Source organism: Neobacillus sp. DFD-2R (assembly GCF_057747865.1).
The window spans coordinates 4091672-4116954 of the sequence record NZ_CM173228.1; the positions used below are offsets into that span (position 1 = coordinate 4091672).

General features: G+C 38.4%; 25 protein-coding genes. 2 read left to right on the top strand and 23 right to left on the bottom strand.

The window, feature by feature from the left end; all coding sequences use genetic code 11:
- Positions 1-10 precede the first annotated feature (10 nt).
- The 19 genes from AC3ANV_RS20365 to AC3ANV_RS20455 form a co-directional block, all read right to left on the bottom strand.
- Positions 11-748 carry a DUF881 domain-containing protein gene (locus AC3ANV_RS20365; protein ID WP_488310485.1) on the bottom strand — a complete coding sequence of 246 codons (738 nt, stop codon included), beginning with the start codon at positions 746-748 and terminating at the stop codon, positions 11-13.
- A complete protein-coding gene (locus AC3ANV_RS20370) occupies positions 696-1487 on the bottom strand; it encodes a cell division protein FtsQ/DivIB (protein ID WP_488310486.1) in 792 nt (263 codons plus the stop codon). The genes AC3ANV_RS20365 and AC3ANV_RS20370 overlap by 53 nt, the downstream gene beginning before the upstream one ends.
- A gap of 206 nt (positions 1488-1693) precedes the next feature.
- Complete coding sequence (gene murB / locus AC3ANV_RS20375) at positions 1694-2602, bottom strand: UDP-N-acetylmuramate dehydrogenase (protein WP_488310487.1); 909 nt, start codon at positions 2600-2602, stop codon at positions 1694-1696.
- A gap of 63 nt (positions 2603-2665) precedes the next feature.
- Positions 2666-3769 (bottom strand): undecaprenyldiphospho-muramoylpentapeptide beta-N-acetylglucosaminyltransferase, encoded by a 1104-nt coding sequence (gene murG, locus AC3ANV_RS20380; RefSeq protein ID WP_488310488.1) that lies wholly within the window; start codon positions 3767-3769, stop codon positions 2666-2668.
- Positions 3770-3955: 186 nt separating this feature from the next.
- Positions 3956-5056, bottom strand: a complete 1101-nt coding sequence (gene spoVE, locus AC3ANV_RS20385) for a stage V sporulation protein E (protein WP_488310489.1) — start codon at positions 5054-5056, stop codon at positions 3956-3958.
- Positions 5057-5126: 70 nt separating this feature from the next.
- Entirely contained in the window at positions 5127-6479 is a 1353-nt protein-coding gene (gene murD / locus AC3ANV_RS20390) for a UDP-N-acetylmuramoyl-L-alanine--D-glutamate ligase (protein ID WP_488310490.1), read from the bottom strand.
- Positions 6480-7454 carry a phospho-N-acetylmuramoyl-pentapeptide-transferase gene (gene mraY, locus AC3ANV_RS20395; protein WP_488310491.1) on the bottom strand — a complete coding sequence of 325 codons (975 nt, stop codon included), beginning with the start codon at positions 7452-7454 and terminating at the stop codon, positions 6480-6482.
- 1 nt (position 7455) lies between these two features.
- Positions 7456-7911 (bottom strand): hypothetical protein, encoded by a 456-nt coding sequence (locus AC3ANV_RS20400; RefSeq protein ID WP_488310492.1) that lies wholly within the window; start codon positions 7909-7911, stop codon positions 7456-7458.
- A gap of 1 nt (position 7912) precedes the next feature.
- Positions 7913-9373 carry a UDP-N-acetylmuramoyl-L-alanyl-D-glutamate--2,6-diaminopimelate ligase gene (locus AC3ANV_RS20405; protein WP_488310493.1) on the bottom strand — a complete coding sequence of 487 codons (1461 nt, stop codon included), beginning with the start codon at positions 9371-9373 and terminating at the stop codon, positions 7913-7915.
- A 233-nt stretch (positions 9374-9606) separates the two neighbouring features.
- The gene (locus AC3ANV_RS20410; protein WP_488310494.1) at positions 9607-11523 is read right to left on the bottom strand and encodes a stage V sporulation protein D; all 1917 of its coding nucleotides are present in this window, start codon (positions 11521-11523) and stop codon (positions 9607-9609) included.
- A 101-nt stretch (positions 11524-11624) separates the two neighbouring features.
- Positions 11625-13874, bottom strand: coding sequence for a penicillin-binding protein (locus tag AC3ANV_RS20415; RefSeq protein ID WP_488310495.1), 2250 nt, complete (start codon positions 13872-13874; stop codon positions 11625-11627).
- The gene (gene ftsL, locus AC3ANV_RS20420; protein ID WP_488310496.1) at positions 13871-14245 is read right to left on the bottom strand and encodes a cell division protein FtsL; all 375 of its coding nucleotides are present in this window, start codon (positions 14243-14245) and stop codon (positions 13871-13873) included. The genes AC3ANV_RS20415 and ftsL overlap by 4 nt, the downstream gene beginning before the upstream one ends.
- Before the next feature lie 24 nt (positions 14246-14269).
- Positions 14270-15202, bottom strand: coding sequence for a 16S rRNA (cytosine(1402)-N(4))-methyltransferase RsmH (rsmH, locus tag AC3ANV_RS20425; RefSeq protein ID WP_488310497.1), 933 nt, complete (start codon positions 15200-15202; stop codon positions 14270-14272).
- A gap of 62 nt (positions 15203-15264) precedes the next feature.
- Entirely contained in the window at positions 15265-15696 is a 432-nt protein-coding gene (gene mraZ, locus AC3ANV_RS20430) for a division/cell wall cluster transcriptional repressor MraZ (protein WP_488310498.1), read from the bottom strand.
- Between the two features lie 152 nt (positions 15697-15848).
- Positions 15849-17483, bottom strand: a complete 1635-nt coding sequence (gene bshC / locus AC3ANV_RS20435; RefSeq protein WP_488310499.1) for a bacillithiol biosynthesis cysteine-adding enzyme BshC — start codon at positions 17481-17483, stop codon at positions 15849-15851.
- Positions 17484-17584: 101 nt separating this feature from the next.
- A complete protein-coding gene (locus AC3ANV_RS20440) occupies positions 17585-18481 on the bottom strand; it encodes a 2-dehydropantoate 2-reductase (RefSeq protein ID WP_488310500.1) in 897 nt (298 codons plus the stop codon).
- 105 nt (positions 18482-18586) lie between these two features.
- A complete protein-coding gene (locus AC3ANV_RS20445; protein ID WP_488310501.1) occupies positions 18587-20128 on the bottom strand; it encodes an acyl-CoA carboxylase subunit beta in 1542 nt (513 codons plus the stop codon).
- A gap of 21 nt (positions 20129-20149) precedes the next feature.
- Complete coding sequence (locus AC3ANV_RS20450) at positions 20150-20362, bottom strand: biotin/lipoyl-containing protein (RefSeq protein WP_488310502.1); 213 nt, start codon at positions 20360-20362, stop codon at positions 20150-20152.
- Positions 20363-20375: 13 nt separating this feature from the next.
- Complete coding sequence (locus AC3ANV_RS20455) at positions 20376-21713, bottom strand: acetyl-CoA carboxylase biotin carboxylase subunit (protein WP_488310503.1); 1338 nt, start codon at positions 21711-21713, stop codon at positions 20376-20378.
- 230 nt (positions 21714-21943) lie between these two features.
- Between AC3ANV_RS20455 and AC3ANV_RS20460 the strand changes: the two genes are divergently transcribed.
- Positions 21944-22414, top strand: a complete 471-nt coding sequence (locus AC3ANV_RS20460) for an N-acetyltransferase (protein WP_488310504.1) — start codon at positions 21944-21946, stop codon at positions 22412-22414.
- A 35-nt stretch (positions 22415-22449) separates the two neighbouring features.
- Here AC3ANV_RS20460 and AC3ANV_RS20465 read toward each other — a convergent pair whose 3' ends face one another.
- From AC3ANV_RS20465 to AC3ANV_RS20480, 4 genes are all read right to left on the bottom strand, one after another.
- Entirely contained in the window at positions 22450-23076 is a 627-nt protein-coding gene (locus tag AC3ANV_RS20465; protein ID WP_488310505.1) for an RsfA family transcriptional regulator, read from the bottom strand.
- A gap of 86 nt (positions 23077-23162) precedes the next feature.
- Positions 23163-23927 carry an enoyl-CoA hydratase/isomerase family protein gene (locus tag AC3ANV_RS20470; protein ID WP_488310506.1) on the bottom strand — a complete coding sequence of 255 codons (765 nt, stop codon included), beginning with the start codon at positions 23925-23927 and terminating at the stop codon, positions 23163-23165.
- 98 nt (positions 23928-24025) lie between these two features.
- Positions 24026-24199, bottom strand: coding sequence for a 50S ribosomal protein L32 (gene rpmF, locus AC3ANV_RS20475; protein WP_024029176.1), 174 nt, complete (start codon positions 24197-24199; stop codon positions 24026-24028).
- 83 nt (positions 24200-24282) lie between these two features.
- On the bottom strand, positions 24283-24810 hold the full coding sequence (locus tag AC3ANV_RS20480; protein ID WP_488310507.1) for a YceD family protein: 528 nt from the start codon (positions 24808-24810) through the stop codon (positions 24283-24285).
- Positions 24811-25074: 264 nt separating this feature from the next.
- Here AC3ANV_RS20480 and AC3ANV_RS20485 point away from each other — a divergent pair, with 264 nt between their 5' ends.
- Entirely contained in the window at positions 25075-25239 is a 165-nt protein-coding gene (locus AC3ANV_RS20485) for a hypothetical protein (protein WP_488310508.1), read from the top strand.
- Positions 25240-25283: the final 44 nt, after the last annotated feature.

Below are 25283 nucleotides of genomic sequence, written 5' to 3' on the forward strand. Positions count from 1 at the left end.
GATCCGTAAATCAACTTCCGATAATCGGATTAAAAATAATTTCATCTTCTTTTTCAAGTGTAAATACAATATTATCATTTACCAGCTGATCCTTGACTCCACCCACAAGATTCAATGCAGATGAAAGAACGTCAGGATCCCCTATTGCGGTAATAATAAACGGTGCAGGATGCTGAACTCCATCTACTGTAATGACAGGTCCGTTGCAATTTATGTAGGAATGGCTCGTTAGCCTTTGACCATTGATCGCCACAGAAGCAGCGCCTGAAATATATAATTCATTTACCACTTTAAAAATATGAAACTCATGAACAATGTAATTATTAACATTAACTTCCTTCGGGTCATATGCTCCATCGGCTAACGTTATCTTGACCCCTTTTCCCTTAACCTTCACTTTTCCTAAAAACATTCGATATTTTTCGGCATCCTCCGCAAGGTTAAAAAAAACCTGTGCCTCTTTAGACAAGTCCTTTTCATTTTCAAGGACCTTAGCTTGTTTTTGATTTAATTCCTTCTGAAGGCTTCGATTGGTTTCCTCTTGAGAAATCAGCTGGTTTCTTAAATCAAGCGTCTTTTCATATTGTTTTCCTGAGAGTTTAGATTGTTCTTTTTGGTGTTGTTGTTTTGTCATATGATAGGAAAAAGCAATCATATAACCGAGAACAAGGCATACAAGGGATAAAATAACATGCTTACCCGTTACCTTTATCTTTTTCAACTTGCTTATCCTCCCCTTGCGTTTCATATGCCTTGAAAAATGAACCTACTTCTAAGTCAATAATCCCTTTTTTATTAGGATCTAACTGACTTATGATGGAAGGATAATTCACCATCTTTTCTGAAAAAGTTCTTAATGTAGCACTTACTTCAAAACCATCATTCATAAATAAGGAAATATGATATTCGTCGGTTTTTTTCGGAGTATAATGGATTTCAGATATGGAGTTTAGAATTTCATTTGGAAGTTTTCTAAGTCCTGTCACCATTTCATCTAGTGCTTCACCTTCTTTGAAATCAAAGAGGATGGGAAAATTACCTGGAATTTCATTTGTTTTCCGATCCTTTATAATCGTACCGTTTTCCATCACAGGAAAATACGCTTTTCCTTTTTCAAGATAAGCGATTCTATTATGTTCTTGCACTTGGATCATGATCGTGTTCGGCCAGTGAATTTTAACATTTGCCTTCTTTATTTCAGATAAGCTTGTTAATTTCATGGCAATGTCTTGCGTTTTTACCTTCCAAATATTTGTTTTATTCGAAAGTCCAGTTTTATTGAGTATTTCAGAAGTAGAATACATTTCATTACCCATGACAGTAATCTTCTTGACATGGCTTAATGGCGATTGTACATATGCAACAACTGCAATTAATGTAAAAAACAAAAACAGCATGAATATTAGTCTTCTGTTTGCTTTTCGCCGTCTTTGCTCCTTGAGCTTTGGAATACGATCCTCTAGAGCAACGATTTTACCTTTATCCATCCCTTTCCCTCCACATATCTTGCAGTTGCGCCAAAAGTACTACAAATGCTTGTCCGTAAAAAAACCGTAGTTTACTAGAGATTACCTCTAAAAGAGAAAACAACGGCACGAAAAATCATGCCGTCATTCTTTTTCTTTAACAATTTTTCCTATATATTATGTGTAATTATATCACAATATTTGTCATTCGCACGATTATTTCTTCATTATTTACGTCCAATAATTTCTACTTCTGTTTCCATTTTTATTTCATATAAATTGTAAATCGTGTCCTTTACAAATTGTATTAAAGAAAGGACGTCTCCTGCAGTGGCACTTCCGGCATTCACAATAAAATTACCGTGCATTTCCGAAATTTTTGCTCCACCAATACTGTGACCTTTCAAGCCGGCAATTTCAATTAGTTTTCCTGCATAATTGGGAAGCGGGTTGCGGAAAATACTTCCGGCACAAGGAAAATTCCAAGGCTGGGTGTCTTTTCGGTAATCCTTGTTTTTTTGCATTTGTGATACTATGGCCGCTTTATCCCCCTTACTGAGGATAAAAACTGCTTCTACAACAATTCCCGGGCGTTTTTTTTGCAGAACTGAGGTTCTGTAAGTGAACTCCATCTCTTCTTTTGAGAGCCATTCCATTGTCCCATCTTCAAATAAAACATGGGCTTTTTTTAAAATATTGCTGATGTCTGATCCATGGGCGCCTGCATTCATATAAACAGCCCCCCCTACAGAACCGGGGATTCCACTGGCAAATTCTAGTCCGGTATATCCTTTTTTACTTATCAGTGTGGCAAGGCTGACAAGAGAATGACCCCCGCCCACCGTTAGCTCATTTTCGTTAATGGCCATTTGGTCTAATCCGGATCCCAGCTTAATGACCACACCTTCAATTCCTTGGTCAGAAACTAAAAGATTGGACCCTCTGCCAATTGCTCGCCACTGTAAGTGATGGTTGCTGACCACCTCCATTACCTTTTTTAAATTATCAACTGATGAAGGTTCAATAAATATATCAGCAGGTCCGCCAATCTTGATTGTGGTGTGATTGGCAAGAGGTTCATTTTTTTTTACTTTCCCAATATTTAGATCTTGTAATTCTTTTATTATACCGTCCATTTATACCACCCTATCTTTCTAAAAACGACGTTTAGTTCAGTTTATGCCAAAAGTCCAAATGGGCTACTTTTGATTTCCTTTTACGAGTTGTTTCATTAAATCGTAAAGTCTTCCTGCCGAATCCGGGACCCCCAGTTTTTTCGCCTTCATTTTCATTACTTTTAAATGCTCATTATTTAACAAAATTCGGTCAATGTGTTGGACAAGACTTTTATTATTTAAATCTTTTTCCATAAGTAATTCCGCAGCTCCATTGTCACTAAGTGATCTCGCATTTTTTTCTTGGTGGTTATTTGTAACGTACGGACTTGGAACGAGAATACTTGGAATCCCAAGTGAGGTAATTTCCGCCAAGGTGGTAGCTCCTGCCCTGGAGACAACTAAATCAATACCAGCGAGCACTTCAGGCATGTTATGAACAAATGGCTTTATTATAACATTTTTCGGATTCCCGACTAATTCCACTTCTTTTTTTACCGTTTCAAAATGTACATCACCGGTAATATATAATACCTGGTATGGTTTCCCGCTTAATTCAGACAATGATTTTACAACCGCTTCATTAATGGGTCGTGCTCCTCTGCTTCCGCCAAAGATCAATACTGCCGGCATTGTTGTGCTTAATCCGGCTGAAAGACGGCCACGGATGCCATCCTTTCCAATAACCTCTGAAGCGCGCGGATTTCCGGTAAATACGACTTTATCGCCTGGAAAATAATCTTTCGCTTCTTCAAAACAAACAGCAATTTTTTGTACGTAGCGACTTAAAAATTTATTGGTCAAGCCGGGAACACTGTTTTGTTCATGTATAATCGTAGGAATTTGAAGTTTGGCTGCAGCATAAACAACAGGGCCGCAAACATATCCGCCGGTACCAATCACGATGTCCGGTTTGAATTCTTTTAATAATCTTTTACTATCCTTTGCACCCTTTAGAAAGCGAAAAATAGTTTTAATGTTCTCAAATGAAAGCTTTCTTTTAAACCCTGTTATATGGATCGCCTTAAAAGGAATGTTCTCACGCGGTACGATTGTACTTTCCAAACCGTTTTTTGTTCCTATGTATAGAAATTCTGCATCCTTTGTCTCTTTTTGAATTTCTCTTATGAGTGCAAGAGCCGGATAAATATGCCCGCCGGTCCCTCCGCCACTTATTACGATTTTCATGTTTCCACCCCTATATTTTTTAACACCTAATTGCTTACCCTATCTTACTATAAAACCTATGGCAAAAAAGCCAATGAAAAAAGAATGTTACCTAATTGTAAAGAAACATAGTATGTTAGCTATATATGTTTAAATTTATTATACAAGTAAAACAAAAAGAACCCTGCCTCGTAAACAGGGTGTATTTCAGTATCTTGCATAGCGGCTAATATTGAGGAGAACACCAATAGCCATCAGCATTAACGTCAAGGATGAACCTCCGTAGCTTAAGAATGGCAGTGTAATTCCCGTAACCGGCATCAGCCCTGTTACTACGCCTATATTGATCATAACCTGTATTGCCACCATCGCAATTATCCCAACCGCGAGAAAGCTGCCATATAAATCAGGAGCACCAAGAGCAATACGAATTCCACGCCATAACAAAAGTGCAAATAATATCAGGATAAACGATCCGCCGATAAAGCCAAGCTCCTCAGAAAGAATTGCAAAGATAAAATCTGTTTGCGGCTCAGGCAGGTAGAAAAACTTTTGTCTGCTTTCACCAAGTCCAAGTCCGAACAAACCGCCCGGTCCAATTGCATAAAGCGACTGAATAATTTGAAAACCGCTTCCCAGCGGATCTGACCATGGGTCAAGAAAGGAAGTAATCCTCTTTATACGATATGGAGCTGAAGCAATTAATCCGACAAAGCCGGCTACTCCTAATAACCCAAGAAAAGCAAAATGACCGATTCGGGCACCTGCTACAAAAATCATGACGACGCAGGTCCCGATCATTACTGTACCTGTTCCAAGATCGGGCTGCAGCATGATCATGGCAAAGGCTGTGAAGGCGAGGCCAAGAGAAGGGATAAGTCCTTTTCTGAAGGAAGTAATTAATTTTTGCCGTTCTGAAAGATATTTTGCCAAAAATGCGATCATGGCCAGTTTCATAAACTCAGATGGCTGGATGGAAAAGGCACCCACCCCAATCCAACTTCTGGAACCGTTTCGAACATTACCGATTCCCGGGATTAGAACAAGAACTAATAATACAAAGCAAACTATGAGAATTGTTTTGGCCCAAGTTCTCCATGTCCAGTAGTTAATATTCATAATAAAAAACATGGCAGCAATTCCAACCCCTGCAAAAAGAGTTTGCCTTTTTGCGAAGAAGAAAGAATCATGGAATTTATATTCGGCCCATATTGCACTTGCACTATACACCATTATGAGACCAACTGCCAGCAACGTAAAAGTAACAATCATTAAAATAAAATCAGGGGTTGTTCTCTTTGTCGGCACCACACACACCTCATGCTACAGTTTTAGGGCAAGTAGTACCACGAAGGAGAAACCTAAGTAGGACAAGCCCTTACTTAAGCTTATGCACCGCTTCGATAAAAATGTCTCCCCTGACTTCAAAAGTTTTATATTGATCCCAGCTCGCACATGCAGGAGATAACAAAATAATTTCGCCTGATTCAGAATATTCAAAAGCCACAGGCACTGCCTTTTCAACATTATCGACACGCTTAATTATTTTTATTCCTGCCTCTTTTCCAATCCGCTCAATTTTTGGTGCAGTTTGGCCAAATGTAATTAATGCCTTAACATATTTCAAGTAAGGGATTAGTTCATCAAATTCATTGCCTCGATCCAGACCGCCTGCCAATAAAATCACAGGTACCTGAAAAGCAGCCAATGCATTTACAGTTGCCAATATATTTGTAGCTTTCGAATCATTATAAAATTTCCTTCCGGCAATTTCGGTAACAAATTGCAGGCGATGTTTTACTCCGCTAAAAGTGCGTAATACCTCTTGGATTGCTGAATTTTCCACCCCTGAAAGCTTTGCTGCAGCCATTGATGATAAAATGTTTTCAAGATTGTGTACCCCTGGTAGAGCAATTTCCCCCACCCTCATAACCTTTTCTCCATTAAAACAAATCCACTCATTCTCAATATAGGCTCCATTCGTTAACACCTTTTTTGTAGAAAATGGAATAATTACAGCATTGGAATGATTGGCAATTTCTAATGTATCATCCTGGTCGGCATTGACAATTAAATATTCATATTGGCTTTGGTTTTTCGTAATATTTGCTTTCGCATTTATATATTCTTTTCTTGTTCCATGATAATCCAAATGAGCATCATATAGATTGGTAATAATCGCAATTTTAGGATTGAATGTTTCGATCCCCATTAGCTGAAAAGAAGACAATTCAATGACAATCGTATTTTCATTCGTTGCTTTCTGTGCTACCCCTGATGCCACTGTTCCAATATTTCCCGCAATTAAGGGCTGCTTATTTCCTTCATTTAGCATCTCAAAAACAAGAGTAGTTGTCGTTGTTTTTCCATTCGTGCCTGTTATCGCAATAAATGGAGCTTCCGAGATTTCATATGCGAGCTCGACCTCTGTGATCACAGGTATTCCTTTTTCAATTGCTCCCTCAATCAATGGATTGTTGTAGGGAATTCCCGGGTTCTTCACGATTAGTTCAAAGCCTTCATCAAGAAGGTCGATAGGATGCTCGCCACAAATCACTTTTATTCCTTGTGCTAATAACCCTTGTGCCTCGGGATTTTCTGATAGTGGCTTTTTATCATTAACGGTTACAAATGCACCCAGCTTATGTAGCAGTCCTGCTGCTGTTACGCCGCTTTTTGCCAAGCCAAGGACAAGTATTTTTTTATGAAGATAGGATTCAATCTGTTTCAATTACAACCACACCTCGATATAGATTCCAAGAATCGCAAATAGTAGACCAACACTCCAAAACGTGACGACAACTCTCCATTCCGACCAGCCAACTAATTCATAGTGATGATGCAATGGGCTCATACGGAATATTCGTTTACCTGTCGTTTTAAAGGAAGCAACCTGCAAAATGACCGATAAGGTTTCAATAACAAACACTCCACCAATAATTATAAGCAATATTTCCAGTTTTGTTAAAATGGCAATGGTTGCAATTGCACCACCAAGTGCAAGCGAGCCGGTATCACCCATAAAAACCTTTGCAGGATGTGCGTTAAAAACTAAAAATCCCAGAACTGCTCCAACTACTGCTACGGAGAAAATGGCAATTTCAACTTGCGATTGGTTCCAAGCGAGAACTGCGTATGCGCCAAAAGCAATGGCTGCTGTTCCTGATACTAAACCGTCCAACCCATCCGTTAAGTTAACAGCATTGGAAAAACCAACAAGCCAGAAAATAATGAAAAACACAAAAAACCAGCCTAAATCAATAGAATATCCACCAAAAGGTAGGCTTACTTCCGTAGGATAACCATTTTGTTTATAAATCAAATAAAAAATAACGGAAATAATGATTTGACCTAAAAGCTTTTGTTTTGATGTTAAACCTAAATTTCTTTTTAATGCAACTTTAATAAAATCATCTAAGAAACCAAGAAGTCCAAATCCAATGGTAACAAGAAGAAGTAAATATGTTTTCACTGTTGGTTCCGAAAATTTCCCTGTCATAACAAGTGTTGTAATAATAATCGAAAAAAGAATCATGATTCCGCCCATAGTTGGGGTTCCTGATTTCTTTTGGTGGGATTTAGGACCTTCTTCGCGAATACTTTGTCCAAATTTCAACCTTCTTAAGAAGGGAATAAATATCGGAGAAAGCAATACCGAAATAAGGAAAGCCATTATAATTGTGAAAAAGATAACTTGCTCCAGCATATTATCCCCTCCTATCCTGAAGAATATCTTTGTTATCAACTGCTGCTCTTTTCAGCATCACAGCTATATCATATGTTTGATTATTTTTGTTAAGAAGTTTTTTGTTTAAAAAATCAAATTTAGTAATATCCATTATCTTTTCTGTTTCTCCGTCTAATTTTTCTAAATAAAACTGCAACAGTTTTCTTAATGCTTCAGCAGGGTCTTCTGTAAAGAAAACAGGGAATGGACCGGGAGTATATTGCGGCAGGGTTTCAGATTTATCCCATATCGCAGCAATCGCACCATTAGCAATGGCTTCAGAAAGCTCACCGGATTCCTTATTTAATGGAATGAAAATTCCTTTTGGCTGCATGGCCTTTGAATGGTCTGTTACAGTATAAAACAAAAGGTTGGGCTCGTTTGCTCCCCTTCTATCGGCAAACAAATTTGCTAAGTCTTTAAAAGCTAAATACATACTATCTCCCCTCAATTGCTTCACGCGCAACAAGCCGGTCATCAAAATCGTGAACCTGACTGCCGATTATCTGATATGTTTCATGTCCTTTTCCTGCAATTAAAATCACATCGCCGGTCGATGCCTGATTAATTGTCTTAACAATCGCTTCTTTTCGATCAGGAATGACTATATATTTTTCTCCCGCTACTCCTGCTTCCATTTCCTTCAATATCGCTATCGGATCTTCACTTCTTGGATTATCCGAGGTGAAAATAGGGTCTGTAGAATAACGGCAAGCTATTTGTGCCATTATTGGCCGCTTTGTACGATCGCGATCTCCCCCGCAGCCAACTAATACGAACACCCTTTCCTTGGCGAAATGCTGAATCGTCTTTAATACATTTTCGAGACTATCAGGTGTATGTGCATAATCAACAATGACGGTGAAATCCTGACCTGCATTGACAAGTTCAAATCGGCCTGCTACTCCTTCAATACTTTCAATAGATTGAATGATTTCATGAATCGGAATACCTGAAACGAATGCAGCAGATAAACTTGCAAGAACGTTGTAAACACTGAATTTCCCTATAAACTGAATACTCATTGAAAATTGATTTCCTTGAATCGACAAATTAAAGGTTGTTCCGCCCGCTGTCATTTTAATATTAGTTGCGCGAATATCCGCATCATTGTCTATACCGTATGTAACAACATGCGCAGCAGTTGATTTTTGATACATTACCGAAGAAGGATCATCTGCATTCAATATAGCGAATTTTGGTTTATGAGAATCAAAGGTATTTCCAAGCTGTGCAAATAATAAGCTCTTGGCACGTTTATATTCATCCATTGTTTCGTGATAATCAAGGTGATCCTGTGTTAGATTTGTAAATACTGCAACATCATAATCACACCCGTGAACTCTACCCATATCTAAGGCATGCGAAGAAACCTCCATGACAGCTGAATCGACACCCTCTTCGACCATCTGACAAAAGGTTTTTTGAAGTGTTAAGCTTTCCGGAGTTGTGTTTTTTGTTTCAAAAGTTTTATCGCCAATTTTTGTATACATCGTTCCAATCATACCTGTTTTTTTCCCAGCATCAGAAAAAATCTTTTCGATAAGATGGCTTGTTGTTGTTTTCCCGTTTGTCCCCGTAATCCCAATTAAATGTATTTGTTTAGTCGGCTGACCATAAAAAGCATCGGCTAGTACAGCCATTGCCCTTGCTGTATCCTTCACAATCATGACAGGTACAGCAACAGGCAGCGGATGTTCAGCAAGGATTGCCGATGCCCCTTTTTCCACAGCAGATTGAGCATAATCGTGGCCGTCTACGGTATACCCTTTAATACAAATAAATAAGCTCCCTTTTTGCACCTTCCGATTATCATTTTCAATTGATGTAATTTCCGGATTTTCTCCCTTATAAGGAATTAATGGATGCAAATGTTTAAGTAGCTCCTGTAACTTCATTTTCCTCAAATCCTCTCGTGACAAGCAAATCACTATTCCAGCATTTACAATTTTATTGTCTTTTTCAAAAAGTATCACTTTATTTTACATGAAAATAAATTATTTTGCCATGATACCATTGTATTGTAATGAAAAAATAGGCGGCGGAAAATATTCCGGCCGCCTTAATTTTAAAATATAGGATCTGTTAAACTTACCTGTTGATTTCCGCTACAGGCACTCGCTTTTCTGATTTAATCGCCTTTACTAAAATATAGCCTGATGGTTGATCCTTCTTTTACTTTTGCCCCCGCTTCAGGAGACTGCCTTACGACAACATCCCCTTCTCCGCTTGCGTCAATTTTCAAGTTTAGCAGCTGTTCCGTTATTTCAGCTTTTGTTAAACCTGTTAAATCCGGCAATGTAACTAATGGAATGTCATCCCAAGCCTTTTTCTTTTCGATTTGATCCTTTCGCGGAGGAACACCCATGGACGTCAACCCATCCTTCATGATAGCTCCGACGATTGGCGCAGTAACTGTTCCCCCAAACGCCAATGTACCTTTTGGATTATCAACAGCAACATACACAACAAGCTGAGGGTCATCTGCGGGAGCAAATCCAACAAATGAAACAATGTAGTTATTTTCCAAATAGTGTCCGTTTTGTGCTTTTTGAGCTGTTCCTGTTTTTCCGCCTATACGATAGCCATCAACAAACGCTCTTCCCCCTGTACCTTGAGCTACAACACTCTCAAGAGCATAACGGATTTCTTTTGATGTTTTTTCTGATATGACTCGCCTTTTTTCAACCGGAGAGTTCCTCATCACAACATCCTTTGTAACAGGGTCAATTAACTCTTTGGCAATATAGGGCTTATACAAAATACCGCCATTAATTGCAGCCGAAACAGCGGTAACCTGTTGAATAGGGGTAACAGACACGCCTTGACCAAAAGCAGTCGTTGCCAGCTCGACCGGTCCAACCCGGTTAAGGTTAAATAAAATTCCTGTACCTTCCCCCTGTAAATCGATTCCAGTTTTTTGCCCAAAACCGAAATTTTTAATATATTTAAACAAAGTATCTTTACCGAGTCGATTGCCTAATTCAACAAAACCGGGGTTACAGGAATTCTGGACAACCTGTAAAAATGTTTCGCTTCCATGTCCGCCACGCTTCCAGCATTTTAATCTGGCACCTGCAACCTCAACAGAGCCAGGGTCATAAAAGTGATCTTCAAAGTTAACCTTACCTTCTTCCAGCGCCGCTGCAAGTGTGATTATTTTAAAGGTAGAACCCGGTTCATAGGTTGACCATACCGGAAGATTCCGGTTATAGACCTCTTGTGGGACATTACGAAAATTATCAGGGTCAAATGTTGGCCGGCTTGACATCGCTAATATTTCACCGGTATTAGGCTTCATCGCTATTGCAACCATACCGTCCGGATGGTATTTGGCTTCTGCAATGTCCAGCTCCCTTTCAACTACCGTTTGGATTTTCGTATCAATAGTTAATTTTAAATCGAGACCGTTGACAGGTTTTTCGAAGTCATCGGGCATTTCATTCATCCGCTCGCCTTTGGCAGTAGCATAGAATTTAACGGATCCCCGTTTACCGCTAAGCTCTTTATCATAGTATTTTTCTAATCCCATTAAGCCTTGGTTGTCCACTCCGGTAAATCCCAAAACATGAGAGAGATAACTTCCGAACGGATAACTTCTTTTTGAATCTTCTCCTATATATACCCCTTCTAGCCCTATGGCTCTAATTTCTTTTGCCTTTTCATGGGAAATTTTTCTACCTTCCTTAATTCGAACTATCGATTCACCTTGGGTTATTTCTTTATACGCCTTTTCTTTTGACATATTTAAAACAGATGCCAATTTTTCCGCAGTTGTAGCAGGATCTTTTATTTGCCTTGGAATAACATAGACTGTTGGAGCACTTATATTTGTTGCTAATGCTACTCCATTTCGGTCAACGATCTCCCCTCGCTCGGGTTCAAAAGGAATATTTCGGCTCCAAGAACCTTTTGCTTTATCAGTTAACATATCCCCTAGAAAAAACTGTACATATCCAAGGCGGACATCAATAATCAGGAAGGTCAAAATTCCCACGAAAAGGGCAATCATTAATCGTTTACGAACAGTGACATTTGAAACACGCATAGTATGAACGAGCCTCCTTTAACCTGGTCCGTTCATTTATATGCTTGTACTTATTTGAATAGAACGCTGTTTGGACGGGTTGTAGTTACAAAAATCCTTTTTTAATTCTGTGTCTTATCACCTTGATTTCCGCCATTTTGCTTTCCCGATGAATCGTTTCCTGTCGTATCCGGGTTTGTGGCAGCCTCATTTTTCAACTGTTCTTCAGGAGTAACCAAATCGACAGTTAGGATATCTCCTTTGTGTATTGGAGCCCCTGATTTCATATTTTGATTAACGACATAACCGTTTCCGGAAGTAGTTAATTTTAAGCCAGTCAATTTTGCCACTTTCATCACATCTCGAAGCGACCAGCCGGTCATATCGGGTACTGTAATATCACCATCCGTTTGGATAATTACTTTTTCCCCCTCAATGATCGTTGAACCCGACTTCGGAAGTTGTCCTGTAATTTTTGTCCCTTTACCAAGAACAACCGTTTCAATGCCTTGCTGTTTAAAACTGTTTACAGTTTGATTCACGGATTGTCCATTTAGATCAGGCAGTTGATTTGCCACTGCTTTTTCCTGTTTAGAAGGTTGAATATTTAAATATTGCAAGCTATTTTTCATAACCGGGTCAAATATCTCTGAAACCGGAATTGAACCCTTTGTATAGTCATCGATTTCAGGTTGTTGAACTGCAACATAGACTATTAGCTTAGGATCATCCTTAGGTGCCATTCCTAAAAACGAAAAGACATAATTGGACGGTCCTGTTAAATATCCCCCTTTTGGATCGGGAATTTGTGCAGTTCCCGTTTTCCCGGCAACGCTGTACCCTTCTATTTTGTAACGGCTTCCTGTACCCTTCGGGGAAGTTATTACCGTTTCGAGAATATCACGGACCTTTTTTGCCGTTTCAGCAGAGATTGGTGTTCCCACAACCTCCGGTGTTGTTTGCTTAATGGTAGCACCGGTGTCATGATCGACAATCTTATCTACGACATGGGGTTTCATCATTTTCCCATCATTCGCAACCGCTGTAGCCGCCTGGATTTGTTCAATTGGGGTAATGGCTGTTCCTTGGCCGAAGGCTGTATCAGCCTTCTCGATCGGATATTGATAGAGTATCTTTCCGGCAGCTTCATTTGGGAGTTCAATGCCTGTAGGCTTATCAAAGCCAAACTTTGTTAAATACTCTCTGAATCGCTCAAAACCTAGTTTTTCATTAGCAAGTCTTGCAAATCCAACATTGGAAGATCGTTGGACACCTTCTAGAAATGTAATCTGCCCCCATCCATTTTTATTCCAATCATAGACGGGCGGACTTTTCGGGGTAACTAAATATTTACCGGATGGGTAAGTTTCATTCGGATTAAACACGTTTTCCTGTACCGCTGCCGAAAGTGTAAATACCTTCATGGTAGATCCCGGTTCAAAGGAGGTTTCAACAGCTAGATTTTGCCAACTATTTTCAATACCCTTTTTTGTTTTCGGTTCAAAAGTAGGTCTTTGTGCCATACCTAAAATTTCGCCCGTTTTCGGGTCGGCGACAATCGCAATCATTTTTTTCGGCTTATATTCCTGATCCACTTTATTCATCGCATCTTCAATAAATGTTTGGATTTTTTTATCAATACTTAAATATACATCGTTACCGTCTTTTGCAGGTGTGACTTTTTGTTTTCCATCTGGAAGCAAATAACCCCACAAATCACTTTGATAGTCAATTTTGCCATCTTTTCCTGTTAACTCTTTGTTAAGGGATTGCTCTATCCCCATTTTCCCAACCGTTTTATAGCTGAGATCTTTTTGTTCAACAGGGTCTACATACCCGACCAAATGGGAGGCAAAAATGCCATTCGGATAGAATCGTGTTGAATCGCGGATAAACGTTATCCCGGGAAGGTGCAGTTTTTCAATTTTTTCCTTTGTATCACTGGAAATATCTTTCCCTGCCTTTCCAAATTCAACTTGAAAAAGTCCTTTTTTAGTTAGAAGGCTATAAATCTTGGATTCACTCAAATTAATGTATTTTGCCAATTCATTTGCAGTTTTAGCCGGATCAAAAACATGCATTGGTTTTTTGGGATTCGTTGTCATTTTCTTACTTAGGATTGCGACAAGATTATAAGCAGCGGTATCTTCTGCGACAACCTCGCCATTCCGATCATAGATATTACCTCTTTGTGCAACTAGGGTACCTTCTCTTTTGTATTTTTGTGCGGCTTTGGCAGCAAGCGGCTGCCCGCCTACCTCACCGGTGAATTCAATAGAGAAATACCTAAAAAGAACTATAAAAAAGAGCAGGCCGAATATTACAAATAATATCGCTGCTCCGAGATTAATATTTGGCTGTTTCTTATTCATTTTCCTGGCACAACCTTGACATTATTTTCATTTACTTCAAGACCCATTTTCTTAGCCTTATCCCAAATACGCTGGTAGTTGCTAAGGTCGCTCACTTTAACCTGAAGGTCGTTATTTACCCTTTGCTGATCCTTAATCGAGTTTTGCGTTTCCTGAATACTTTTGTTTACCTGATAAATTTCAGCTTGATTTGAAATAATATTGACAGCTCCGAAACAAACTAATCCGGCAAACACTAAACCAATTACTTTCTCCCCTGGAGTTAGCCAGTACTTTTTGGCCGTTTCTATCCTCACATTTAGATTTGTCAGTTCCGTCTGTTGTTGCTGTTGCTGTTGCTGTTCCTGAAATTTCCTGGCAAGATTACTCATTCTTTCCCCTCCAAATAATGTTTTTTATAGTTTTTCTGCAATACGAAGCTTTGCAGATCGGGCACGGTTATTTTGTTCTAACTCTTCTTCGGATGGAAGAATCGGTTTACGGGAGACTAGCTTTAATATTGGTTTATACTCATCAGGAATAATCGGTAAACCCGGGGGCAAATCAGGTGTTCCACTTGCCTTTTTAAAGGCTGCTTTACAAATACGATCCTCTAAAGAGTGAAATGTAATTACGCTAATTCTACCGCTTGGATTTAACAGTTCAATCGCTTGATTTAAGGACTGCTCAAAAACCGATAATTCATCATTGACAGCAATTCTGACGGCTTGGAAAATTCGTTTGGCAGGATGTCCACCTTTTCTGCGAGCCGGTGCGGGAATTGCTTCCTTAATCAAATCGACAAGCTCAGCAGTGGTTTCAATTGGTTTGGATTCGCGAGCCGCTTCAATTTTTCGGGCAATTTGTTTAGAGAACTTTTCCTCTCCATAGCGAAAAAAAATACGGACTAAATCTTCATAAGACCAATGATTGATGACATCATACGCTGAAACAGGCGCATCATTATCCATCCTCATATCTAATGGTGCATCATGGTGGTAGCTAAAGCCTCTTTCCGGAGTATCCAATTGCGGCGATGAAACACCGAGGTCATAAAGGACTCCATCAACTTTATCAATTCCCAGATTCTCAAGTTCTTCTTTTAAATATAAAAAGTTGCTTTTAACAATTGTCAGTTTTTCTTGATGGGCGGATAGTTTCTCTTTTGCATGAGCGATAGCTGTTTCGTCTTGATCGAAGGCAATTAATTTTCCCTTTTCACTTAGTTTTGAGAGAATGACCGAACTATGTCCGGCACCGCCCAATGTACAATCAACATAAATACCATCAGGCTTAATATTTAATCCCTCTACAGCTTCCTTTAACAAAACCGTTGTATGTTCAAACATGTTGCCACCTCTTTCCAATCGAACGATATATATTAGAGTATTATTTTAAAATAACTTCTCCATTATATATCAAACCCAATCATATTTTCTGCAATTTCGGCAAAAGATTCTTCAGACTGTGTAAAATAGTCTTCCCAAATCTGTTTACTCCAAATTTCAATTCGATTGGAAACACCCAAAATCACACATTCTTTTTCCAACTTGGCATATTGAAGCAATGGAGTCGGTATATTGATTCTCCCCTGTTTATCCAGTTCACTTTCGGTTGCACCGGAAAAGAAGAATCTAGTAAAAGCACGGGCATCTTTTTTTGTCAGAGGCAGACCTTTTAATTTCTCTTCTATAAGTCTCCACTCTGATAATGGGTAACCAAACAAACATTGATCCAAGCCGCGAGTAATAATAAACATTTCACCAAGATCGTCGCGGAATTTGGAGGGCACTATCAATCGGCCTTTAATATCAATGCTATGATGGTATTCGCCCATAAACATACCCAATACCCCCACTTTCTTTAATTAATGTACCACATTCCCCCACTTTCCTCCACCTATTTTCATACAATTCGTGTCTAAATTGTGAAAATCCTTTTTTAACCAAATATTTTTATAAAAAAAAGAAACCTCACATCGAAAGTGAAGTTTCTCTATATTTTTACAACCTTATGGCGTCCATCAAATTCATAGCTTAATTCCATTAAATCATGAATTAAACTTAGACTATACTGATTTAAATAATAAAATACATTCCACATTCTTTCCTGAGGGAAACCATCAGGCCTTAATGAAAGGTCGACACGGGCATATTTAGTAAGAATAACATTATGTTTTTTCTTCACTGCTTCTTCTAGTTTGGTTTCCATAAATCCAATTTCTTTTAGTAAGTAATTTTCATTTTTCTTTAAAAGCGGCAGCAGCCCCATATCCAGCTGAGCTGTTTTTGCCTCTATATGCTGATACTGCTTTAATAATTGTTCTTTAGCAGCAGCAAACAAATCGTTTACTTCCTTGTCTTTAATGGATTCTAGAAATTTTTCTCTTTCCGCATTTGTTCCACTACTTAACACTTCCGGTAAATTTAAATGTAACTCAAGCAGGTCTGTTTCAACTGAACGGTCAAGCAAAGTTATATTCAAACGAGGGACAATAGGAGGCATTTTTATATTAAAATGCTCAAATACAAGCTTAAGTTCAGCCCAATAGGCGATTTCACCGGGTCCTGCAATAAAGGCAAGGGTAGGAAAGAGCCATTCCTGCATCAATGGTCGTGTTACCACATTATTGCTTAATTTTGCGGGATCGCTGTTTGCTATTTCCACTAATTCTTCTTTAGAAAAAGAAACTACGCCACTTTTCCCCACAAACCGATCATTTGACCGATCATACTCCAGCAAAATTCTTTCATTAAGCCTTTGATCGTAATAAAACAAGTTTGCTGCTTGGTCTCCTGCTTCAATCGTTAATGGGAAACCTGCGTTACTTATTGCTCTTTGTTGTTCATGCAGCGAAAAAGTAATGGAATCATGGTGATGAATTTGTTCTGTTAATAAATCTTTTTGAAGATAACGGAAACGACTGTTTCCTGAATCAACAATTAACAGTCCATAATCTTTAAAGAGCTCCATAATAATATGGGCAAAGAAATCAACAAAAGTTACCGATTTTTCCAATAGCTCTTCTGCAAATTCCAGCAGCAAATTCGTGTGATCCGTCTCACCAAAATTCTTAATAACATTTTGTACCCATAAAAGGCAAGCTTCCTTGTTCAGATGGATATCCGATACCATTTTCTTCTGAAGAACTTTATCAGGATAAATCCATTTATCGACTTTTTCTTCAATTGGAACAAAAACATGATTTACTTCCTGGAAATCATGATCTTCTCCTGCAATCCAAAAAACCGGGACAACCGGTACACCAAGCTGCCGTTCTTTTTGTTCTGCTAATTTGATAATCGAGATAACTTTATGTATCGAGTAAAGTGGTCCGGTAAGGATTCCTGCTTGTTGCCCACCGATGACAACGACGCTATTTTTTTTTCTTAATTTTTGGATTGAATCTTGAACAGCCTTTGATGATGGGTAGTTTTTCATAAATTCTTCAATATGAAATGCAACCTCTTCACGTGGAAACGATCGATTAGTTAACTCAGCTAATCTTTTCCGTTCTTCCGTTATTTCATTATAACGGTAATGGAAAAATGGCCGGATGGTAGGAGATTGTTCCAAATAATTTGAAGCAAAACGATTCGTTGCCGGTAAAGAGAGATTTAAAATCTCCATTTATTGTACTTCCTTTCTGATCATCCATATTCATTCTTTACAAAGTATAGCATTAACCACCACTTATGAAAAAAAACTTTGCTTACAAATGACAATATTCATTAAACTCTTTTCTTAATCTCTTTTCCTTTTATCAAATAATAAAAGTTTTCTACTTGTGGTGCCTTTTTTTCCTGATCGATTGCTTCTTCTAATAAAAAGCCTAAAATCGCATCTACCTCTGTATCTCTCCCCGCTTCAATATCTTTTAACATTGAGGAACGATTATCCTCCGTATTTTGGCAAATTTCAATAATTTGTCGGAGGTGCAACTCACGATCTTCCAAGTTTAAAATATAGGAAACTTCAGCAAATAGATTTTTTAAGACTTTAAGGTAAAACTGATTTTTTATCAGTTCACCGTTTTTCACTTGAAGCATTGCCGTTAAGGGATTAATCACCGCATTTACAATCAATTTATTTACTAATAATTTATAATAATCCTCACAAAAAACAAATGGAAAATCCGAAGAAACTGCCCCGGTAAATTCACGGAGGACAGCTGAATCTCCTTTATAAACTGCAACATTCGTTTTACCTTCCCCATTATGGCTTACGGTAAAGGCATTCTCTTTGTATGCCCCATGCTCAACAGACCCGATATAAAGATTATTTACCGGTAATTTTTCAAGAAGCTTTAAATGACCCATCCCATTTTGTAAAAATAAAAGGCTTTTAGGAGGTGGTTCTACTTCTTTTATTTTTTCAATAACCGCCTCTAGCTGATACTGTTTCACCGTAATTATCGTTAAATCTTCCTTACCATGCCATTCAGAAATCGGTAAAGCCTTTACCATAGTCTTAGTTTGAGTTGAATCTTTCTTTAGTACCAGACCGTAATCATTAATCTCCATCGCCTGTTCATTTGTTCGTGTATAAATCATTACAGGAAAAAAACTACTTATATAGGAGGCAAATAATAACCCGATAGAACCCGCACCAATGATTCCAATTTCCATGAAAATCCCTCATTTTTCGTCTTATAACCAATATTTTATCAAAAGCTGTCGCTATTTTACATTTTCAAATAGAAGAGGCTGACTTTTAAGTCAGCCTTTGTAGCATTAAACCGGATAGACAGGATGTTTACGAACACTAAAGGTTACCTCTTTTGTTTCATAGTAAGCAAAACGCTGACTTAACACGGTTCTTAATTCTGATGGAGCAACAATTTCATCAACAATAAGCTCCGATGCCAGCTTATAAATATCAATATGCTCTTTATATTCCTGATGTTTTGATTGAACAAAAGCAATTCGTTCTTTCGGATCTTCAATTTCATTAATCTTGTTTGAATATACAGCATTTACAGCCGCTTCCGGACCCATTACGGCAATTTGAGCTGTAGGTAAGGCAATACAGCAATCCGGTTCGAAGGCCGGACCCGCCATAGCATAAAGACCGGCGCCATATGCTTTCCTGACAACGACGGATATTTTCGGCACTGTTGCTGAACTCATCGCTGCAATCAATTTCGCGCCATGGCGAATGATTCCGGCACGTTCAACTTTGGTGCCAATCATAAAGCCCGGAACATCAGCTAGGAACAATAAAGGAATATGAAAAGCATCGCAAAGCTGGATAAATTTTGCCCCTTTATCAGCAGAATCAACAAAAAGGACACCACCTTTCGCTTTTGGCTGATTGGCGATAATTCCAACTGCTCTTCCATCAATTCTAGCAAACCCGGTAATTAATTCGGTTGCAAACAGCTTTTTAACCTCGTAAAAACTGCCTTCATCAATTAAGGTATTAATACATTCATACATATCGAATGGAGCATTTTGATTTTCAGGGATAATCGCTTCAAGTTCACGCCCTTTTACCGGAGCAATCCCATTCAACAATTTTGTTTTTTCTTTAAAACTAGCAGGGAAATAACTAATATATTTCTTTGCAGATTCAATGGCTTCTTCCTCACTAAAGCTGAGAACATCACCACAACCGCTAATGGTGCAATGCATCCGTGCTCCGCCCATTTCCTCAAGAGTAACTTTTTCTCCAATGACCTTTTCGGCCATACGCGGTGACCCAAGGTACATCGAAGCATTCTGATCTACCATGATGACAATATCACAAAACGCAGGAATATACGCACCGCCTGCTGCTGAAGGCCCAAAAAGAATGCAAACCTGCGGAATCATTCCGGAAAGTTTTACTTGGTTATAAAAAATACGGCCTGCCCCGCGACGATTTGGAAACATCTCCAATTGGTCTGTTATCCTCGCACCTGCCGAATCAACGAGATAGAATAAAGGCACTTTCAATTTTTCAGCTACTTCTTGAATGCGGATAATTTTTTCTACGGTCCTTGCTCCCCATGAACCGGCTTTAATCGTAGAATCATTAGCCATGACGCAAACGGTCTGGCCATTGATTTTGCCAATCGCGGTAACAACACCATCAGCAGGAAGGTCTTTAGCCTGAACATTGGCAAATTTCCCGTCTTCTTCATACTTTCCTTCATCAAATAATAATGCTAGGCGATCACGAACAAACAGCTTTTTTTGTTCCTTTAGCTTTTCGTGATATTTCGGATGCCCACCCGCTTCAATAATCCTTCTTTTTTCATCTAATTGTTCATTTAACGTTTTTGTTGATGCCATTAATCTTCACCTCACCTGCTTTTATTCTAAAACGATTAAAACGTCACCTTCGTTAACAAAATCACCGATATTTACTTTCAATTCCTTTACAATTCCTTCAATCCCACTCTCAATCGGTATTTCCATTTTCATTGATTCAAGTAATAATACTTCTTGGTCTGCAGCTACTTTTTCACCATTTGATACTAAAAGATTTAAAACGGTACCTGCCATTGTAGCTGTAATTTCTTTCATTATTTTTCTCTCCTTAATTTACTAATTTTTTGGTTAAAAAGTTTGTTGTATATACCCCTTTTTTGAAATCCTCATGCTCAAGAATATTTAGAAAAAGCGGAGCGTTTGTTTTAATTCCCTCAATTTGCAGGTCTCGGAAAAACCTATGTGCAGCTGTTAATGATTCCGTTCTTGTTCCTCCATGGAATATACATTTAGCTATCATCGGATCATAATATGGGGTTACTGTACCGCCTTCTTCATAGCCCGAATCAATCCGAACTGCTTCTTGACTGTTCCAATTTAATGTTGTGATTTTTCCAGGGGATGGCAGGAATCGCACTGGATCTTCAGCATACAGGCGAAATTCAATGGCATGCCCCATAGCGTTAATATCCGTTTGCAGTAAAGGTAATTTCTCTCCTTGAGCAACGAGAATTTGCCATTTAACAAGATCTAATCCAGTAATCAATTCCGTAACGGGATGTTCCACCTGCAGCCGAGTATTCATCTCTAAGAAATAAAAGTTTTCATTTTCATCAACGATGAATTCTATTGTTCCGGCATTTGTATATTCAACTGCTCGTGCAGCTTTTACAGCCGTATCTAACATATTTTGGCGAACTTCTGTTGAAAGATGGGGAGATGGTGATTCTTCAACCACCTTTTGATGCCTTCTTTGAATAGAACAATCCCGTTCAAACATATGAACGATGTTACCTTCATGGTCACCGAAAATTTGTACCTCGACATGCCTTGCATCGGCTATATATTTTTCTATAAAAACCTTATCAGAACCAAAATAGGCCATTGCACGCGACTTTGTTGAAGCATAGGATTTAACGAGCGCATGCTCATTTTCACAAAGCACCATACCAATTCCGCCGCCGCCGCTGCTTGCTTTAAGCATGACCGGATAACCAATCGCTTCTGCAAGGACACACGCTTCTTCAATAGTCTTTAACCCGTAGCTGCTTCCCGGTACTACGGGTATACCCGCTTTCTCCATCGTTTGCCGAGAAACAATTTTATCTCCCATTAAATCAATGGTCTCAGGCTTAGGACCTATAAAGAGCATTCCCTCCTTCTTAACATTTTCAGCAAATTCTGCGTTTTCCGATAAAAAGCCATATCCCGGGTGAATTGCTTCGACATTTTCGTTTTTGGCTATTTCTACTATTTTTGCAGCCTGTAAATAGGATTTATTAACAGGTGGTTCACCCACACAAACAGCTTTTGCAGCAGCTTTTACAAAAGGCATTTCCCGATCGGCTTCAGAATAGACCGCAACAGTTTCAATTCCCATCTCATGACATGTTTTGATAATTCGAAGTGCAATTTCTCCCCTGTTGGCAATTAAAATTTTTCGCACCGTCTTTCCCCTTTCCAACCCCTTTTCTTCCTTCATTCATTATGTTTCTACAACATTCTCCGAATTTCCTGCAAATTTTGAAAACGGTTTCCGAAGTTTATTTGGAGACGTTTTCATTTATTTGTTATATAATAATATTGATTCATTTTTCATATAAAAATTATTTCTTCTTCATGTTATTCGCATTTGTAGGAATATATACGAAGTCTTGATTTTTAGGAGGTAGACAAATGGAAGCAAAAGTTGAAAAACTAAAAGTGAATTTTAAAACATTAGAAGAGTTTAAGAAATTTAAAGAATATGGGATACAGGAGCTTTCAATGCTCGAAGACCTTCAAGCGAATATGGTTGAAGATGATAGTGATTCACCATTTTACGGTATTTATTTCGGAGACAAACTAGTAGCACGTATGAGTCTATACCAAATAGACGCTAAATTCGACCGTTATTTTTATCCTCCACAAAATTTTTTGGAAATATGGAAGCTGGAAGTCTTACCTGATTATCAAAGAAATGGGTATGGGAAAATTCTCGTAGAGTTCGCCAAAAGCTTTGGACTTCCAATTAAAACAAATCCAAGAATGCAGTCAAGTGGATTCTGGGCAAAAATGGACTTTTCAAATGTTGAATACGATATGGAGCGCGATCGCGGAGAGAATCCTTTCCTTTGGTATCCGGAGGGCGTTGAATTGCAGGGATAATAAATAAAAAAAGCGGACCCGCGAGTCCGCTTTTTTTATTTCTCTACTCTTTCAAGATTACCATTTTTGTCCATTTGGAACTTAACTTTTTGCTGTCGGTCCTCTTCTTGCAGGACAACCATTTTTCGCGCCCGCTCCATTATTTCAATTAAGGAGCGGTAATCCTCTTCGATTTCCTTTAGACTTTTTGCAAGTCTTTCATTCTCAGCTGCAAGATAAAAAGCTTTCTTTTCCAATTCTTTAATTTTTTCAAAAGATTTTTCTCTATCTTCTTCAATTCTAGAGGATATTTCAGCTTTTTCATGAATTCCTTCCAAAAAGTGAATAACTGCTTGAAGTGTAATCGTACCATTAGAATTTAGCGAAGATGAAATTCGTTCTTCCACTTTTGCTAGTTCTTCAGGCCTTTCTGATTCAACTGGAATACCTTGTTTTTTTAATTCTTTTCTTTGTTTCTTCGCAAGTTCAATGCCGGATTTATATTGTTTTCTTACAAATGAGTTCCAACGGAAACCACATGCAGCAGATGTTCTGGAGAGTTGTTTTCCTACTTCCTCAAATGCCTGCAGCTGTGTTCCTCCTTCACGAATATGTCTTAACACCACTTCCGCTAACAATAAATCTTCGTCCTGGGACCACGCATCTTGTCGGGTTGGTGACATTTATTTATCCCTCCTAGTGTTTTTATTCATACATATGCATCTACTAGAAAAGATAGACTTAAACAAGAGTGGTGTTTAATCTTTATTCATTGTTTTTTACTTAAAAAATTTTTTACATGCCCAAGGTGGGCTTCGCCTTCCCATAGAACTGCACAGTTATTAATTTCTTCTTCTATTCTTTCACGCAATTTCGCTTCTTCCCATTTTCTAATCCATAATCTTTTATATGATTGCAAAACCCTTGAATCATTTGATAACAGATTACCAAGATATGTTTCACATGCAAGAAGCGGATCATGTGTAAATAGTCCGTCAATAAATCCTAATTCTGATAAATAGTGTGCTGTATGTATTTCTGCATCCATAAGTAACTTCATCGCTTTTGCAACTGCGAACTTTTCCGCAATAATAGAACCTCCACCCCAGCCGGTTATTATTGCCTGCTTCCCTTGAACAAATCCAGCCTTAACACCTTTTCGGGCTAAACGAAAATCACAAGCTGAAGCAAGTTCGCAACCACCCCCTAAGGCAATTCCATTGATTAAGGCCAGGGTTGGTTTAGGGAAGGTAAGTAACGCATAGAGGATATTTGCCATTTTTGACAACATGGAAAAGGCATCCTCCTTCGTATCCAGTCGATGAAAAACTGATAAATCCCCTCCGGAACAAAAGGCCTGATCCCCTGCTCCTGTAATGACTAGTGCTTTTATATCAGATTCATTTGCCAGCTTAATAGCATCGGATAACCCCTGCATGACTTCATAATTAATAGCATTTCTTTTTTCCGGTCTTGTAATGGTAAATAATAAATAACCCATCTTCCGTTTCTCAATTGTATAAGCCAAGCTCACTCTTCCTTTCATATTCATAAATTTTATTTATATTATTGTTTTAAAAACGACAAAAGCACAAGGGTATATTACCCTTGTGCTTTCTATCCTAACGGAAATTAGTCGTTAACAACGTCTTTTCCTTTGTATGTTCCGCAAGCTTTACATACGCGGTGAGCAAGTTTCATTTCACCACAGTTTGGGCAACTTACCATACCAGGTACGTTTAATTTAAAATGAGTACGACGTTTTCTTTTTGCAGTTTTAGAAGTTCTTCTAAAAGGTACAGCCATTCTTCCCACCTCCTTAAAGAGTATTAAGAAAGTAATGAAGGCCAGGAATGCTGGTTCTTCACTTTGCTTCTTAGTTTTGCCGATTATGATTCGGAAGAAGAATTGTTTTCGTCAAAAAACTTAGCAAGCCCTGCTAGTCTCGGATCAATTTTCTTGGACCCGTCTTCTTCATGAAGAACTTCCCAATCCTTACCGGACTGTGGGGCAGCTTCTTCATTATTGACATCTTCGCAAAAAACTTGCATTGGAACCTCAAGTAAAAGAATTTCCCGAATGATTGGCATCATATCAATCACATCGCCTTTTACTTGATATACTTCCTCTTCAGTTTCATAAACTGAACCTTGTAAGAGGAACGTTTCAGTTGTTTCGACATTAATTGGAAGTTTCACATCCACTAAAGTACGAGAACAAGGAAGTATTAAATGACCTTCAATTTTTAAATGGAATGTCACTTTCGTTGAATCGATATCTCCACGTCCTGTAATATGGATCGGAGATACTTCTCGAATGGTTGGATCATCTTGTTTGATTTCATCAACACGAATCGTTTCATCAATCGGAAAATCCTTGTTTCGATATTTTTGTAATTGACTTAATGTCCATTTCAATTGAATCACCCCAAGGCAACAAAGGTAATTATAGCCTTCGATTAAATTTTTGTCAATGTTTTTTCTTTACACCCTTAAAGGTAACAACACTAATAGCAAATGTTCAAATCACCATTTATTTACTAGTTTACCCCGTAACGCTATTTACAAACCTTATCATAACTTATCCATTGTATATAAACAAATGCCTAATTTCAAGATTGAAAGGTTCATTTAAAAATAAAAGACATATTGTATAAGATAAAACGAAGAAGAGGTGATAAAATGCCCTATAGACAAATAGTGTTCCCGGGTGTTGCTATTGGTGTAGGTTACCCACTCGGGGGCGGATACCCATATGGTTACTGGGGGCCATTCCATCATGGAGGATTTTTTGGCCATCATCATCATGGATGGTATCATGGATTTCCCTACCACCACGGTTGGTAAGACGATCATTAAAATAATTGCTAAGCAAAGGAGGAAATTCGAAA

What these genes read in the sequence shown, in the direction of transcription:
- AC3ANV_RS20450 (WP_488310502.1), bottom strand. Translation starts at nt 20,362, where the DNA reads ATGAAAGAAATTACAGCTACAATGGCAGGTACCGTTTTAAATCTTTTA.
- AC3ANV_RS20485 (WP_488310508.1), top strand. Translation starts at nt 25,075, where the DNA reads ATGCCCTATAGACAAATAGTGTTCCCGGGTGTTGCTATTGGTGTAGGT.
- rsmH (WP_488310497.1), bottom strand. Translation starts at nt 15,202, where the DNA reads ATGTTTGAACATACAACGGTTTTGTTAAAGGAAGCTGTAGAGGGATTA.
- AC3ANV_RS20400 (WP_488310492.1), bottom strand. Translation starts at nt 7,911, where the DNA reads ATGTATTTAGCTTTTAAAGACTTAGCAAATTTGTTTGCCGATAGAAGG.
- ftsL (WP_488310496.1), bottom strand. Translation starts at nt 14,245, where the DNA reads ATGAGTAATCTTGCCAGGAAATTTCAGGAACAGCAACAGCAACAGCAA.
- AC3ANV_RS20440 (WP_488310500.1), bottom strand. Translation starts at nt 18,481, where the DNA reads ATGGAAATTGGAATCATTGGTGCGGGTTCTATCGGGTTATTATTTGCC.
- mraY (WP_488310491.1), bottom strand. Translation starts at nt 7,454, where the DNA reads ATGCTGGAGCAAGTTATCTTTTTCACAATTATAATGGCTTTCCTTATT.
- rpmF (WP_024029176.1), bottom strand. Translation starts at nt 24,199, where the DNA reads ATGGCTGTACCTTTTAGAAGAACTTCTAAAACTGCAAAAAGAAAACGT.
- murB (WP_488310487.1), bottom strand. Translation starts at nt 2,602, where the DNA reads ATGGACGGTATAATAAAAGAATTACAAGATCTAAATATTGGGAAAGTA.
- AC3ANV_RS20365 (WP_488310485.1), bottom strand. Translation starts at nt 748, where the DNA reads ATGAAACGCAAGGGGAGGATAAGCAAGTTGAAAAAGATAAAGGTAACG.
- AC3ANV_RS20410 (WP_488310494.1), bottom strand. Translation starts at nt 11,523, where the DNA reads ATGCGTGTTTCAAATGTCACTGTTCGTAAACGATTAATGATTGCCCTT.
- AC3ANV_RS20465 (WP_488310505.1), bottom strand. Translation starts at nt 23,076, where the DNA reads ATGTCACCAACCCGACAAGATGCGTGGTCCCAGGACGAAGATTTATTG.
- murG (WP_488310488.1), bottom strand. Translation starts at nt 3,769, where the DNA reads ATGAAAATCGTAATAAGTGGCGGAGGGACCGGCGGGCATATTTATCCG.
- mraZ (WP_488310498.1), bottom strand. Translation starts at nt 15,696, where the DNA reads ATGTTTATGGGCGAATACCATCATAGCATTGATATTAAAGGCCGATTG.
- AC3ANV_RS20445 (WP_488310501.1), bottom strand. Translation starts at nt 20,128, where the DNA reads ATGGCATCAACAAAAACGTTAAATGAACAATTAGATGAAAAAAGAAGG.
- bshC (WP_488310499.1), bottom strand. Translation starts at nt 17,483, where the DNA reads ATGGAGATTTTAAATCTCTCTTTACCGGCAACGAATCGTTTTGCTTCA.
- AC3ANV_RS20460 (WP_488310504.1), top strand. Translation starts at nt 21,944, where the DNA reads ATGGAAGCAAAAGTTGAAAAACTAAAAGTGAATTTTAAAACATTAGAA.
- AC3ANV_RS20370 (WP_488310486.1), bottom strand. Translation starts at nt 1,487, where the DNA reads ATGGATAAAGGTAAAATCGTTGCTCTAGAGGATCGTATTCCAAAGCTC.
- AC3ANV_RS20415 (WP_488310495.1), bottom strand. Translation starts at nt 13,874, where the DNA reads ATGAATAAGAAACAGCCAAATATTAATCTCGGAGCAGCGATATTATTT.
- AC3ANV_RS20405 (WP_488310493.1), bottom strand. Translation starts at nt 9,373, where the DNA reads ATGAAGTTACAGGAGCTACTTAAACATTTGCATCCATTAATTCCTTAT.